We start from the raw sequence: 14,321 nt of genomic DNA, 5'->3' as shown, positions 1-14,321 counted from the left end.
TAGTAAGAGAGTTACAGGACTAATCAATAATTAATTCGTCTTGTATTGATTCTTTCAATGATTCCTTCTCGACTTTAGGACTCAAGTAAATTTCAATTCGTCGGTTTTGCGCACGACCTTCTTTGTTAGAGTTCTCTGCCACGGGGTGGAATTCACCCATGGCAACAGCTTCAAGGTCTTGTTCATTTAGTTTTTTTGTTTTGAGTAATTCTTTGACAACAGATAAGGCTCTGGCCGCGGAAAGCTCCCAGTTATTTTTATAAAGTCCTTTACCTGATAATGGAATATTATCGGTATGGCCCTCGACGCGAATGATGTGATCTTCTGTCTCGCTTAGGGCATCACTAATTTTATTGAGGACTTCCGCACCGCGATCGCCTAAGTTGGCAGTTCCCGAGGGGAAAAGAATTTTATTTTCCATACTCAAGCTAATGCGACCATTGAGTTCTTGGAGTTTGATTTCACGATTAGTGATTTCGTTTTGTAATTCTTCGACAAGTTTGCTATGTAGAGTAGAAGTCTCTTCTTTTTCGTCTTCGACACTTTGTTTGAATTCATCGAGTTGTAGCTGATGCTGAGCAAGGAGCTCTTCTTGATATGTTTTTTCCTGCTGGAGTGCGCTATTGAGCGCTGATTTCTCTTGTTCCTTTGTATCAAGGTGGGCTTCTAAACCAGATTGCTGATCTAAGAGTTGTTTGATTTCGGACTGTAAGTGCACCTTATTTTGCTTGAGTTGATCATTTTCCCAGAGCAGCCAAGCGCCAGTTCCTAAAAGAGTCACCACCACAATGACTAAAATCCAAAGTGTTGACTTCATCGCTTACCATGAATATGTTTTTCGAGTTCTTGTAAGGAGGAAAAGTCCCCACGAAAACTACGGGCGCAATTGGGGCAGCGAAAATCGATCAAAGTTTCTGAGCTAATTAAGTCTTCATGAACGAGAGAATTGTTTTCACTACATAAGGGACAGGCAAAAATAATTTTCCTCATATTTTTGATATAAGAGAGAATTTTTATTTTTATAACATTCATGTGATTTTCCCAGATTTTGTTGTAAGTAGCGCACTTTCAAAAAGATGCCCCATAATAGACCGCTTTTTCTAAATTTAAAGAGCCGTTTTTTCTTAGATTATTGTTAAAGAAATCCTTGCTTTTAAGTTTCTTTAGTAGTTCTTTAATTATGGGAAATGACATCCAGTAGGAAAAAGCTTCCCAAACGTAAACTCCAAAGAAGAGGAAACATAGAATGGATATTATCGTATCAGGAAAAAACCTCCAACTCACAGAGGCACTAAAAGACAGCGTAGAGAGCCATCTCTCCAATATGCGCGTCAGCTATCCAAAGCTCAATAAAGCAGAAGTCGTTCTTTCGCATGGACACGGCAAATATAAAGTTGAAATAGTTCTGCATGGCAACAAAATCAATATTGATGCTCATGCCGAAACCGACGATATGTATAAGTCAATTGCCGATGCAGTTGATCGTCTCGACCGACAGCTCGAGAAAAAGCTCGAGACTTTTCACCACAACCATAAAGGTGAACATTTAGGTGATATTGAACGACGTCACGAAGAAGAGGTCCTCGAAAATATCGACGAATACTAAAACTGCTTAAATTATAAAACTAAAGGCGATCCAATTTGGATCGCCTTTTTTATGGCATGATTTAAACGATATCAAAATTCCGTGATCATGTTCATCGTTTGGTGACGGTATATTGCTTTTCATTTTTGTAGAAGAGAGCTTTGCCACAGGCCGCAATAAAGCAAATACCTAAGCTTAGGGAACATAGATAAAACGCAGGTGGAAAAATAAGACTCACAAGGGTGCATATAATAATCAGAGCGGAGAACTTCTTTTTCATTGAGCTATCTAAGGATTTAAGTCGCTTAGCTTTCAGCTTCCCCAGTTTGAATATTAGTCGCTTCTTACGTGGCTGTCGTTTTCCATGTTTTGGAAAAGATAGTGCGGCTCTATGGCGTTTAACAAAAAATGGTTTAAATCTCATATAACTCCTCCCTCGTATATTCGCTAACTTATAGGGTCTAACTTAGCCTACAAGAATTTGAATTTCTTGACCTTCAAGAAGGGCGGACCTTTATTTTCTTCAAGGTTTGAGTAAACCAGCACCTTCAATAAAGTGAAAATTATCGAATTGAAATTGCTCTCCTTTTGAGCCACTCATACGCACTGGTGATGTCTTAACAAGAGCAAATGCTTCAACAATCAAGGGCTCAAAGCCGCTAATCTGAACAACTCTGTGAGTACCATGAGTTTCCATTATAACACTGTACCATTGATTTTCTTTCATCGGACCGTTGATTGGTTTTAACGCAGTTGTGATTATATTTTTCTTATCTTTAGTGTATTGCAAGGATGGTTGATTATCCGAAATGAGCAACTTAAAATGGTGATGACCTAGCCAAAAGGCAGCGCGTCCAATCTTCTTCTCAGATTTAAAATCAAATTTTATAATAAGACCGTCTTTACAGAGAGGGATTTTTGCCTGTAGACGGGGGGTCGTGCCAGAGTGTTTCCCTGGGTGCGCTTTTTGATAATCAAGCGAAGCAGGACTGCCGACAAAGGCACCATCTATCACCTGCCATTGAGTACCATATTTTGCCCATGATTGCACTCTTGTCGAATCCTTGTCAAAAGTCTCAGAAATTATAGATGGGCCCATTTTCAATAGCAGTGGCTTTAAGTGAGTAGCTGATGAGCTCAGCTGTTTGTCGGCTGCTTGCAGAACAAAATAAGATGAAAATATAAGTAAAGTGCTTCCTATGAGTGATGATAATCTAGACTTATGCATACTTAAACCCTTCTATAAAATTTTATAATTTGTGTATTAAGGCCGCAGAGGATTGCGGCTCCCAGCGGATGAAATTAGGCGCTGGTCCTTTATTTTTGATAGTCATACACGGAAAAACCGCGGGCAAACTATTTTCATTTATAGGTGGGATACCAGTATTTCTATTCCACTAATTGATCCATAAGGGATTAATTAATGAAAATTGAACTCCGACCATAAAGCATATTAGACAGATGATTTATGTGGCTGTTACAAAAACTAAAATTTAGCTTAAATAGCACTTATTAGATAATTCTGGGAAGATCAACGACAAAGTTCAAATTATCCAAAGTGATTAGTTTTTGATTGCACGTAATGAGAGTTATAGCATCGGCAGCTAAACAACAAGTGCTTATTTACATTGATCTTACCACCCTGAAAAAGAGTCTCGGGTGGAGGATTTTTTGAATCAGCTCTCCAAGAAGAGCGGCCTTTATTGCATTGGCCAGAGTGGCTCAATTGACTTGGACTCTCTTTTATCGATAGGAAATTGCGCATCCATTTGTTTGAGTTTGCGTTTCAAGACATTAGATAAAGTGATCAGCTTCTCAGGATTGGATTTTGAGAGATCTTGTTTTTCTGAGATATCATTTTTTAAATTATATAATTCCCAATTACGCCCCTCATAAAAATAAATGGCCTTCCAATCACCCATACGAATTGCCGAATGTGGCTCATAACCCGGCCCACGAGGCCCCCACATATGAGGAATATGGAAAACTAAGTCCGAGTGTACGTCTTCCTTACTTCCTGTAATCAGCGGAGTCAGATCCACTCCATCAAGGGTACTTTTATCTAGACATTTCACACCAGCTAAAGCACATATCGTCGTATAATAATCTTCCGATATCACCATATGATGACATTGGCTTGCGGGTTTTATCGCGATTTTTTCTTGAAGCTTATTTTGAGCTAAGCTAGCCCAACTCACTATTAGTGGAGTTCGAGTGCCACCTTCATAAGCGGAACCTTTCCCCGCTTTTAGAGGCCAGTTATGCGTGTTCTTTCCCGTCCCCATAGGAGTCTTCCCGCGCACGCCATAGCTCAAGCCACCATTATCTGAAGCAAAAATAATAATGGTCTTTTCCGCGACCTTGAGTTCTTCGAGTTTTTTTAAAATACTACCTAAGCTAGCATCCATACCTTGAACCATGGAAGCATACTTAGCTTCGGCTTCATTCACTCCTGCCTTGAGGTATTCTTCGTAATAAGGACTATGCTTTTCAAGAGGGACGTGCACGGTATAATGAGACATATGTAAAAAGAATTTCTTCCCTTCTTTCACGGCCGTCTCAATGGCTTGATTTGCTTCCGTTGTCAAAGCATCTGTTAAATGAATATCTTTGCCGTGATACTTTTTTAAACCTGGAACCTGCCATCTATTTCCCTGGCCTCTATACGCCGATGAATAATTATTTAAGCCGCAAAAACTACGCGGTGCTCCAGCGTGGTGCCCAGCGATATTTACATCAAAGCCCAGCCCCTCGGGAGTAGCTCCTGCAGTTTTTGCCGCTCCCAGATGAAATTTTCCTACGTGAATGGTCTTATAATCCTGGGTTTTCAAGGCTTCAGGCAGAGTCATCGTATAGCCAGGTTGCAGTCCCTCCATACGCCACTTTATAGGAGAGCTTATATTTTTTGTTCGACTCGATTGATCCCTATTTGCATAGAAAGTCCAGTTGGTCACATGATGTCGGGCAGGATTTTGTCCTGTTAAAATAGAGGTTCTGCTAGGAGAACAAATTGCATGGGCATAGGAATTCATAAACTTCATGCCCTGGGAAGCTAATTTCTCCATATTGGGTGTTTTGTAGAAATCATTAAAAGCTGTTCTCTCTGAATAAAACGGGACCGAGCTGTCTTGCCAACCCATATCATCGACAAGGAATAAAATTATATTAGGGGACTCCACCCTTTCTGAGTGCTTCACATTAAGCTCTTCTGCACTCACACGAATACAAATCAATACTAGTAGTACATACTTAATAATCGCCATCTTTAAACCTTTTTGTGTTGTTGGACTTATTAGATTATAAGTTGATGATAACATAAAAGTTTAAGTGTAATACTAAAAATACTATATTAAATATTACTATTTATTTTCATCGTCATAGTAACTATATTTACGCGTGAGATTTAAAAAATCAGCCCTCCAAAAAGGCATGTCCCTTAAGATCCCTTATGTGCTTAAGCTTTTTCAAACTTTCCATATTCAGAGAATTCAAAAAATTGAAGGTTCTTACGAAACTTCTTCTTCATAAAACGGCAAACTCTTTCATCATGAGTTGATATAAAAATTTGTTTGCCGGTTCTATTTTGAATAGAACGAATAATGTCGACAAAACCATGAATATTAATATCATCCATATTCTGAATAGAGGTCAACGTTCCCAGAAAGTAAAAAAGGGGATGTTACCCCAATCCAATCAATGATTTACAGAAAAAGTAGGGTCGACTCAAAACGGATATACTTTTCCTCTTTTAGCTTAGTTGAACTAAGGCGGCACAGCGGAGATAATAGGGGTCAGGAGATTTTTAATCTCCGCTGGAGTGATGCAGGATTCCTGCACTCTTTATGTTTTGTTTACAGCCTTGGGACCCCGTCCCTGCAGGGTGTGCCCACCCTGGGAGACGATGAAAAGCCCACGGGATCAAGGTGACAGGAGATTTTTTCGCCTGTGTGGCAGCACCTCCCCGCTGGAGTTAGGCGGTTTCCAGCGCCCTTTATGTTTTGCTTGCAGCCTTGGGACTCCGTCCCCTTCCCTGCAGGGTGTGCCCACCCTGGGAGGCGATGAAAAGCCCACGGGATAAAGGTGACATCCATTTAGCCAAATTTGTCAAGTAGACAATAAATCTTTGTATCCGTTTTTTTGATTTTCAAAACGACTTGTGCTTAAAAATGTTTAGTTCAGCTCATCTTTGTTTCTTCTTTTCGGGTACGGGTCTTTCACTTAATGTGAAGTCCCTCCAGACATCCATATAAGGTCAAAGGCTTTAAAGGAGCCCTGTCGATCTATTCAGCTTTTCTTTTTAGCTGCTAACCGACGCCTTAGAAACTACTTGCGGTCAATCCCTCGCTGTCCTATTCAGGTGTAAATCAAGGCTCAATTCTATCATGTGGAATCGTCCAGTACATATCGGGCTCAGTAAGGGGTGAGTCATCATCTAAACTTCTTTTGATTTAAAGAAACCTTTTACAGCGATCTAATCAGGTGATAGAGGCTCAAAGTCCAAGTCCCCATTGACGGCTTCACTGCAAAAGATTCCAGATTTTTTAATTATTTAGTCTTTGTAAACGTTCATATTTTTGTCTTCCAAAAAAATCAATGGGATCAAATTTTTGTTTTCTCTGGAGCATGAAATAAATTGATCGACAAATCTTATGAGTGTAAATAGCTCTAGCTTTACGTTCGCCGTGTTGCCTTATTAGGTCATTTGAAAAAGCTTTCATCAAAGGGTTTCTTTTTGATAGTACGGCAGCCTGACTATAGGCCCATTTTAAAAATGGATTACCTATTTTTGCTCCACTATAACCATAACTTTTACCCGCACTTTCTTTTTTACATTTAATCACTCGACAATAACTTGAATACTTACCTGGGCTTTTAAACCTTTTGATGTCGTGAGTTTCATAGATAATGACCATACCAAGGGTATCGCCTACTCCAGGCATTGACTTTACTATTTCAAATTCTTCATTGTAGGCACTATTTAAAGTGAATTCTTTGAGATCTTTATCCACTGCGATCAACTCTTTTGTATAAGCCATCAATAGATTTGTGTTGAGCTGATAGTTCCGTTCCATCGCGATGCCACCTATCCCAGAAAAGTCCTGATGTTCTACTAGACTTTCTAGTTTATCTGGTTTTGACCTCATGTATAAAGTACTTTCTTTTAGCTCGTTTTGTTGCTCAAAAATATTCATGTAGACTGATATTCCAGACTTGGACTGCACTAACTTTATACGCCTTCGTAAGAGGTCTCTATGAGAGCGGTATTCTGCTGGGCAAGCATAGGCGTGAGGCAATAAATTCGTGCGTAATAAATCAGTGATTTTTTTGCTATCAATTTTATCGTTTTTAGCTTTTCCTCCGTGAATAGATTTCATATAGAGCGCATGACCAAGAGTGAATTCAATATTCTCTGAACGACAAAAATCTGCAAGAGGGTACCAATTATAAGTGCTCTCACAAGCAATAGTGAGGTCATCGACATAAGGCGCCAAGACCTTCTTCATATAGACAAAATTATTATCTCGGATGTTTTTATGCAGCATTATATTTCCTTCCTTGTCCATGACACAAATATGAGCAGATGACTTGTGAAGGTCAATTCCACAATGATATTTCGTTTTTGAGTTATACATTTCCATGAGGCAATTTCCTTTTTTTGTTTGTGTGAAACTTCAATAAAGGTCATTGCCTCGTTCTTTGCCAAATTTCCACGCTGATATTACTCAGTGCGGTACTTGGCTAAGCGTACTATCAGGTGATTTTTTTATGCTTAAAAGTCTAGCTTTGAGCAGGATTTCTTAAAAAAGTTATCTAGGACTAGATGATTGCTTATAATCAGAAACAGATTTTTGGTGACTGACTAGGCTATAGCGCTATGACTGTGTAAATTAGAGGCATATATATTTTGAGTGAGATGGGTGTGTTATGATACAGAAGACAATTGTTGCCGATGAGGAGTTTAATGATGAGGCTCGAGAGAAAATCAGTTCGAATTTTAATAGCCGATTCAATACGATAGTTTCGAATACGGAATACTTGGATAAACATGATGATGGTGGCTTGGATTTCTATGACGAACTCGAGTCCTTATTTGGAGAGATTGAGAAATTCAGTGAGGGCGGTCAGGGAGAGATTAAAACTGCCAAAGACAAAAAGCTCCATCGTTATGTAGCGTTAAAATCACTCAAAAAAGATTTTCTTGATAATCCTGCAATCGTAATTTTATTTTAGAAGCGCGAATTACGGCGCAGTTGGATCATCCCTCAATAATTCCGATGTACGGAATTATTCGTGAACAGAATTCTTATGTCCACATGGCAATGAAACTTGTTCAGGGCATGACTTTGCAGGAAATCATTGATGATCATCTTTTGGAATGTAAAAAGTTAAAAGGTAAAGCGCTTTTAGATTTCGAGCAAAAATCCTTGAGTGAGCGCCTTTCCTATTTCATCAAGATATGTGAAGCCATTTCCTACGCACATGATAAGCGAGTGATTCACCGGGATCTAAAACCCGAGAATATTATGGTGGGTTCCTTTAATGAAGTGTACCTGATGGATTGGGGTATTGCTAAAATTGTCACAGAAAAGCAAGAAAAGACTGTAGCTAAAGAGGCTAAAAGTAAAGGTTCAGTTTCTGGAACACCAGGTTTTATTGCACCGGAATATATTTTGACTGGACAAGTGCAGTTTGCTTCGGATCAATACGCGATGGGAGCAATCTTATTTCAGTTAGTGACTCTGAGTGCACACATAGACGGTTCAAATGAAAAAGAGCTCTTAGAGAAGACAATTAGAGCACAGTTAAATCCTTTGAGGCATCTGCGTAGTGAGATCAAAATCCCTACAGCGCTAAGAGCTATTATTGCCAAAGCCATGGCTCATGACCCGGAAAATCGTTATGAAAATGTTGCGCTGCTAGCTGATGATATTAACAATTTCCTACAGGATCGAGAAACAGTCGCTTATAAAGATAATTTCTCACGTGCCGTCGTCCGTTCGCTCTACAAGCATAAAATGGCAACGGCGTTATCAGTTCTCAGCCTACTACTTATTTTTGCTGCGATCACGATAAGCTCTTTAGTTCAGCAAAAGAAATCCATTCAGTTAGCGCAACAGAGGGAGTTAACACTCATTAACTTTCAGAGTGCTTTGGAGCAACGTGCAGGACATATAGATGGGCACTTTTCTAAGTTATCGAATGTATTGCAGCGCTACGGAGACAAAGTAAAATATCTGCTTGAGTCGCCGAGACAAAAAAATCAGACCCTGCGATTTTATGATTATAAGGACTATAAAAATAAAAAAGATAATATTGTGGGCCTCGTGCCTTCTGCACTTTATGGTCACGAAGTTAGTGTGAAGTCGGGAAATTATAAATTGGCACCTGGTTTAGAGCTTAAGGATACTCGCAAAGAGCTTTTGGCACTATCACCGATTATTGATGATACCTTAGCGTACATGGCGGAAAGCGGTGCCAACCTTAAGGAAGATACGACTGTTGAAGAGCTTGAGGAGTTGGCTCTAAATAAAGGCTTTGCCATTCGTTGGGTCTATTCAGGTTTAGCCAATGGCTTATTAGTGAATTATCCAGGGATGGGCAAACTTAGCGAAGCTTATGATGTGAGATCACGCTTTTGGTTTAAGCATTCCTTGACTCATCAAAAGCTGTTTTGGAGTTCTCCTTATATTGACCTTTTTGGTCAGGGTTTAGTGGTCTCGGCAGTGCAACCCTTGTACTCCAAAGAGGATAAGTTTTTAGGGGTATCAGCAATAGATATTACTTTTGACTATGCCTACAATACAATTATGGACGCAGCTGCAGATAAACGCACTGGCATCATCAAAAATCGCTACCTCATGAATAAGGAAGGAAAGGTGATTTTGAGTAATTTAAAAGAGATGTCTAATTTAGCCGAAGCAGAGAAAACGCAGGAGGAGATCCAGTTTAAAGAATTTCCTTATCCACACTTGATAAACTCCATTATTTCACAAAAATCCGGACAGATAAAACTTGAACAGGATGGTCAAACTCGTCTTATCGGTTTTAGCTCAATTCCTACCGTAGGATGGTTCTATGTGGAAGAACTAAACTTTGATAGCCTACTCGAATAAATAGCCGAGCAGAGATTCATTCGGGATGTAAATTGAAAGACAAGTAAGCTAAGCAGAAAAAGATAAGCTGACTTAGTGGAAGAGGTGCCGAGCAGATGCTCGGCATTCTCACTCTAATTTATTTCCGAAGTCATAGCGGACTCCGCAATTATAAGAAATACTGTTTAATAAGGGCGGCATAGAGATCGCCGATGCGATAATTATCGGCTTGGGTTTCAAGTAAAATAGCGTCTAACTTAGCTTCATCTTGAACGCCGGGCTCGCGACCGAGCATAAAGCTAATTAATTTCTTCGTAAAAGCTCTCGCCATGGGCTTGGAATAGTTGCCCATATAAGTTTTTAAGTCATCAAGACCCCGGATTTTTTGATCATTAATTTTAACTGGCTCGGCGGTAAAGTCTGAATTATAGCCTCCAATCGAATCATATTGATCCATTAAGATGGCAAGAGAATCCAAGCGTTTGTGACAGGAATGACAGGCGGGATTTTCCGCATGGACAGCCAAGCGTTCACTGAGGGTCCGTCCGCTCACTTTATTTTCGAAGTCATTAACATCGACATCTGGAGGAGAGGGCAAAGGTGAATCAAGTAGATTTTCAGAAATCCAAGCAGCACGCCTAAGGGGCAGGGGATCGACGCCATTGCTTGTCGCCGTCAAAAAGGCGCCCATATTAAAGATTCCACCGCGGTTGACATCAGTAACTTTTACTTTGTGGAAGTCATTACTTGCTAAAGAGCTATCACGGTTATTCGTTCCATAAAAATTCGCAAGGGTCTCATTTAAAAAAGAATATTCGGAACTCACCAAGTCGGAAATGGGAAGATTTTCTTTAAACATGTGGGTCATGAAAAGTTCAATTTCTTGTTGCTGCATAGGACCTAAATCTTGCTTGTAATACTCCCTGTATTTACCTTGATCCGGCATGTTATTTTCGATCTCTCCAAGCTTAAGCCATTGATAGGTAAAAGCTTCAATAAAACGTGTGAACCTATCATGCTTAATCAACCATGTGCCTAAATATTTAGTATCACCACTTTTGAGAACTTTTTTATATTCTTGAATAAGTTCATCTGTGGGAGCAGATTTTTGTGTCGCATAAGATAAGTAACGAGCTTTGTCATCAAAAGTTTTGGCTTCACTATTCAAGATTAAAAATTTGGGAGACATAAAAAACATAATCATTGCATTGCGATATGCGTCTTCATATTTCATTTTTTCTTTGCGAAAGCCGCTAAAGATATAGGTATAAATCACACTTAACTTCATGCCATTAAAAGTATGTAAATACTTAAACTTTTCTCGAACTTCCATATCATTGACTTTCGTGTCCTGCTCAAAAGATAGCGGATTGAGCTTCACATTATAAGGGCCTTCAATTTTGAAATCCCACATTTTTACCATAGGGAAATCATACGCTTTTTTACCCAAGTTGGCCATTTCAATCTGCACTGTTTTATTCTCGTGCTTATCTCCATGCTTATGATAGGAGATCAAATTAGCAAGCTGCTGCTGACTTGGCATCTTATATGTCATGTTACAGGCGAGAGCGGTACGACGATTAATGGTAAACTCAATACCATATTCACCTTCAGAAGAGATATCCATAGTGTCCAAAAATTTGACTTTGGCAAAAGGGTCGGCATAATCGGGCGGCTCGAGGTGAAAATGTACTGGCAGGCTAAGGTTTTGATTGCGATCAAAAAAATCTTCATATAAACGGACAACTTCAGGACCATACTTATATTCAGTTATATTTGTCATTGACATATTCTCTGTATTGGCTTTAAAGGTCAACTTATAAGTGCCAGGAGGCAAGGTGCGCTTTGCCAATATTTCATTAACCAGAGCATTCTCATTGCCATCTAAATAGCGCTCCTGTTTTGTTTGTTTACGTTCCGTGATATCTTTAATATCAAAGCCGGTAAAAAGCTTAGGATTTTTTTGTGGCCAGCGCAAATGAGTTTCCCCCTTGAATGCCTTTGCGGCATAGACAGAACCAGGAAGACTTGTTACAGTATCCATCTTATCAACTTGAGGACGCAAGCCAATAAAACTCTGTAAGACATCATACAAAATATTGTAATATTGACTGACATAATGGGGACTCAGTACCTTGCGCTGATGGCTATAAAAATTGGCTCCTGAATAAGCTTGGCGCAAAGCCTTGAAGGGATTGTACATACTATGATCTATATCAAAGAGATCGCCTAAAGTATTTTGGATTTCATAAGGTGTTAAAACACGAGTTGTCACACCCTCTTTTAAATCTTCAAACATGACTTTAATCGAAGCTAGCAGTAGACCTTGTTCTTCCTTTTCTAAAGGAATTGAATCAGGTTCGTCTTCAATAGGTGGAGGCATTTCTTTCTTATCAATACTGCGATAAATTTTGGCCCATGACTTTTGATTTAATGATTTTGAAGTCATTAAACGGGCGATATTAAAGTCTCCTTCCGCTTCTTTGCCTTCAGCGCCATGACAAGTCACACATTTATCTCTCAAGACTTGATTGAAACTAAAGTGTTTGAGTTCACCTGTAAAAAGAAGTTCTTCGTCTGGTTGAAAAAAATTCTCTGGCTCAGTTAGTTCTTCTTTCGGTTCTACAATGACGGGAGCGACTTTTTGCGGTTTTGGTTTAGATTTGCGTATCTCTTTTTTTAAAACTATTTTTGGCTTGTTTTTTTCAGCCAGTTCAGCTTGCTGTTTTTTTACATAGCCCATAATATCCTGATAAAAATAAGCACCTGCTCCAAGGATTAAAACTAAACTGATCATGCCCATAGGCAATGATTTTTTCTTTTTTGCTCTTGGACGTTTTGTGGGAACGCTAAGTTTTTTCTTTGAAGTCATTTTGCGCCGTTTAGTTGGTGAAGGCTTGGCGGGTTTAGAGTTAGATGAATTATCTTTAGCAAGGCGTTCACTTTTCAAATTTCCATCAATTTTATCCAAAGAATTAGTTTCATTTTCAGCAATATTCACTTGTTCGGTAGAGAATTGCTTCACAGCCGCACTTGGAGTAGATTTTAATACTGTGAGCTCTTTTAAATCATCAGTTTCATGAGCTAAGAGATATGCTTCTTCTTCTTTCCGTGCTCTCTCCAATAAGTCTTCAATTGCCTTCATGGCTTCATTTAATAAAGCTTCGGTATTTTCCGTTTGAATTTCTCCTGCAGTAATGGCCAACTCAAGTTTTTCTAAGTCGGCGATCTTCTGACGTAATTCTTCTTTGAGTTCGGGGCTCATCATTGGAATGGCATCATTTTCTTGCTTTTCTTCACTCATATTCAGCACCCTAAGCTTTAAAAAGTTCTGGAATTACAGTCTTACTACTATTGAAAGCAATATCATTAAATCCGCTCTGTTTTAAGACACTTGAAAATAAATTACAGGTAGAATAGATATGATCATTTTTAGCTCTTAGACAGGCTACTGATTCTTTATGCTGAAAGCCCCCTCCAAATAAAAATGAGGCGGTTCGTCTTGGGTCATGGGCACCTGCATCGCCCATACCACAGTGAAATAAAACAATGGTGTCGTCGTAGAGATTACCTTCTTTCAATCGATGAAGAAACCTTTTAAGCTCTCCAAGGACTTTGCCATCAATCAGCTCTAATGCTCGGATTCTTTCAGCATAACCCGCATGATGGGTATTTCCGTGATGTCCTAAGTCTATACCATTCATCCCACGTTGTAAGCCTGAACCACCAAACTGCATAAAGGCAATTTTGGTCTGCTGTTTCTCCAAAGCTTGATAAACTAGCTCATAATTATTTGAGCAGGAAGGGAGAGGATTTTTTTCGTCATTTTCACCAAAAGTCTTTTTCATATAAGGCTTCTTCACCTTTAACCATTTTTCGCGTTCGGATAAAATCGCTATTTGATGTTCCAAAGACGCCTTCATATCCTGTTCTTGAACTGTTCCAGTCCAGTAACGACGAAAATTTCTTGCTAAAGCCGCAAGAATATCTCGCTCTCGTTCGATTCTAGCTTTATCCGTCTTGCTATCCGTGCGTGCAAATAGCTGTTCATACAAAGCATTGGCACCCTGTACTGCGGGCAGTGGTTGTTCAAATTTGTTCCAACTCATACTCGAGCCATTATTGACTCGATGGTAAATGAATTTATGCCTCGATTCTTGGATCGAACCTTCCGCAAGACGTTGATCCAAACTCATCATCACGCGATCGGGATGATGTTCGCGATCTTCATATTTTAAAGCGGTAAAACTGGCTGGCTGACATTCGTGACCACCACCCATTCCAGGCTCTGAAATACCGTCAAAATAAGTCATCTGATCTTTGAATTCGGAGAAAATTTCGGTTATGTATTTGCAGGAAGATCCGCCATCACGAAAATGGGGTGCATACAGCCCGAGATCCAAATTAACTAATACAATATTCTTTTTTAATTTTACCCGAATCGTATCTTTTACTTTGGCCTGCAAAGTGTTCGAATGGATAAACGGAGCCAGGGCGGCCATTTTAATAAGATCACGTCTCTTCATTTTATATCTTCCTCATTTTCATACTAATACGCCACAGCAAGTAGGAAATATGACAAGTTAAAAATGTTTTTCGGCTAAAACTTTGTCAGCTATCGTTAAGTATAAAATATGGCCCAT

General features: G+C 39.3%; 11 protein-coding genes. 3 read left to right on the top strand and 8 right to left on the bottom strand.

Translation table 11 applies throughout. The features are described from left to right. Positions 1 to 19: 19 nt before the first annotated feature. Both PQO03_RS21710 and PQO03_RS21705 read right to left on the bottom strand, forming a co-directional pair. Complete coding sequence (locus PQO03_RS21710) at positions 20 to 817, bottom strand: OmpA family protein (RefSeq protein ID WP_274153303.1); 798 nt, start codon at positions 815 to 817, stop codon at positions 20 to 22. Further along, positions 814 to 1,032 (bottom strand): hypothetical protein, encoded by a 219-nt coding sequence (locus tag PQO03_RS21705; protein WP_274153302.1) that lies wholly within the window; start codon positions 1,030 to 1,032, stop codon positions 814 to 816. The genes PQO03_RS21710 and PQO03_RS21705 overlap by 4 nt, the downstream gene beginning before the upstream one ends. A gap of 214 nt (positions 1,033 to 1,246) precedes the next feature. On the opposite strand from PQO03_RS21705, the gene hpf reads away from it, so the two are divergent. Continuing rightward, positions 1,247 to 1,606: a ribosome hibernation-promoting factor, HPF/YfiA family gene (gene hpf / locus PQO03_RS21700; RefSeq protein ID WP_274153301.1), complete on the top strand. Its 360-nt coding sequence runs from the start codon at positions 1,247 to 1,249 to the stop codon at positions 1,604 to 1,606. A 91-nt stretch (positions 1,607 to 1,697) separates the two neighbouring features. Here hpf and PQO03_RS21695 read toward each other — a convergent pair whose 3' ends face one another. From PQO03_RS21695 to PQO03_RS21680, 4 genes are all read right to left on the bottom strand, one after another. Beyond that, on the bottom strand, positions 1,698 to 2,009 hold the full coding sequence (locus PQO03_RS21695) for a hypothetical protein (RefSeq protein WP_274153300.1): 312 nt from the start codon (positions 2,007 to 2,009) through the stop codon (positions 1,698 to 1,700). 99 nt (positions 2,010 to 2,108) lie between these two features. Continuing rightward, the gene (locus tag PQO03_RS21690) at positions 2,109 to 2,813 is read right to left on the bottom strand and encodes a hypothetical protein (RefSeq protein ID WP_274153299.1); all 705 of its coding nucleotides are present in this window, start codon (positions 2,811 to 2,813) and stop codon (positions 2,109 to 2,111) included. Positions 2,814 to 3,285: 472 nt separating this feature from the next. Continuing rightward, positions 3,286 to 4,848 carry a sulfatase gene (locus tag PQO03_RS21685; RefSeq protein WP_274153298.1) on the bottom strand — a complete coding sequence of 521 codons (1,563 nt, stop codon included), beginning with the start codon at positions 4,846 to 4,848 and terminating at the stop codon, positions 3,286 to 3,288. A 1,278-nt stretch (positions 4,849 to 6,126) separates the two neighbouring features. Next, positions 6,127 to 7,224, bottom strand: a complete 1,098-nt coding sequence (locus PQO03_RS21680; RefSeq protein ID WP_274150989.1) for an IS110 family transposase — start codon at positions 7,222 to 7,224, stop codon at positions 6,127 to 6,129. A 286-nt stretch (positions 7,225 to 7,510) separates the two neighbouring features. On the opposite strand from PQO03_RS21680, the gene PQO03_RS21675 reads away from it, so the two are divergent. Both PQO03_RS21675 and PQO03_RS21670 read left to right on the top strand, forming a co-directional pair. Then, positions 7,511 to 7,816, top strand: a complete 306-nt coding sequence (locus PQO03_RS21675) for a hypothetical protein (RefSeq protein ID WP_274153297.1) — start codon at positions 7,511 to 7,513, stop codon at positions 7,814 to 7,816. Between the two features lie 20 nt (positions 7,817 to 7,836). After that, positions 7,837 to 9,699, top strand: coding sequence for a protein kinase domain-containing protein (locus tag PQO03_RS21670; protein WP_274153296.1), 1,863 nt, complete (start codon positions 7,837 to 7,839; stop codon positions 9,697 to 9,699). Positions 9,700 to 9,847: 148 nt separating this feature from the next. Here PQO03_RS21670 and PQO03_RS21665 read toward each other — a convergent pair whose 3' ends face one another. Next, a complete protein-coding gene (locus PQO03_RS21665) occupies positions 9,848 to 12,982 on the bottom strand; it encodes a DUF1588 domain-containing protein (RefSeq protein WP_274153295.1) in 3,135 nt (1,044 codons plus the stop codon). 10 nt (positions 12,983 to 12,992) lie between these two features. Continuing rightward, complete coding sequence (locus tag PQO03_RS21660; RefSeq protein ID WP_274153294.1) at positions 12,993 to 14,204, bottom strand: DUF1552 domain-containing protein; 1,212 nt, start codon at positions 14,202 to 14,204, stop codon at positions 12,993 to 12,995. Positions 14,205 to 14,321: the final 117 nt, after the last annotated feature.

Source organism: Lentisphaera profundi, from assembly GCF_028728065.1.
Lineage (GTDB): Bacteria > Verrucomicrobiota > Lentisphaeria > Lentisphaerales > Lentisphaeraceae > Lentisphaera > Lentisphaera profundi.
Note: the sequence above shows the minus strand (reverse complement) of the source record. Positions and strands in the feature narration are given on the sequence as shown.

Bases quoted from the DNA above. Each gene is read 5' to 3' on its own strand.
- hpf (WP_274153301.1), top strand. From the start codon at position 1,247: ATGGATATTATCGTATCAGGAAAAAACCTCCAACTCACAGAGGCACTA.
- PQO03_RS21705 (WP_274153302.1), bottom strand. From the start codon at position 1,032: ATGAATGTTATAAAAATAAAAATTCTCTCTTATATCAAAAATATGAGG.
- PQO03_RS21675 (WP_274153297.1), top strand. From the start codon at position 7,511: ATGATACAGAAGACAATTGTTGCCGATGAGGAGTTTAATGATGAGGCT.
- PQO03_RS21665 (WP_274153295.1), bottom strand. From the start codon at position 12,982: ATGAGTGAAGAAAAGCAAGAAAATGATGCCATTCCAATGATGAGCCCC.
- PQO03_RS21695 (WP_274153300.1), bottom strand. From the start codon at position 2,009: ATGAGATTTAAACCATTTTTTGTTAAACGCCATAGAGCCGCACTATCT.
- PQO03_RS21710 (WP_274153303.1), bottom strand. From the start codon at position 817: ATGAAGTCAACACTTTGGATTTTAGTCATTGTGGTGGTGACTCTTTTA.
- PQO03_RS21660 (WP_274153294.1), bottom strand. From the start codon at position 14,204: ATGAAGAGACGTGATCTTATTAAAATGGCCGCCCTGGCTCCGTTTATC.
- PQO03_RS21680 (WP_274150989.1), bottom strand. From the start codon at position 7,224: ATGGAAATGTATAACTCAAAAACGAAATATCATTGTGGAATTGACCTT.
- PQO03_RS21690 (WP_274153299.1), bottom strand. From the start codon at position 2,813: ATGCATAAGTCTAGATTATCATCACTCATAGGAAGCACTTTACTTATA.
- PQO03_RS21685 (WP_274153298.1), bottom strand. From the start codon at position 4,848: ATGGCGATTATTAAGTATGTACTACTAGTATTGATTTGTATTCGTGTG.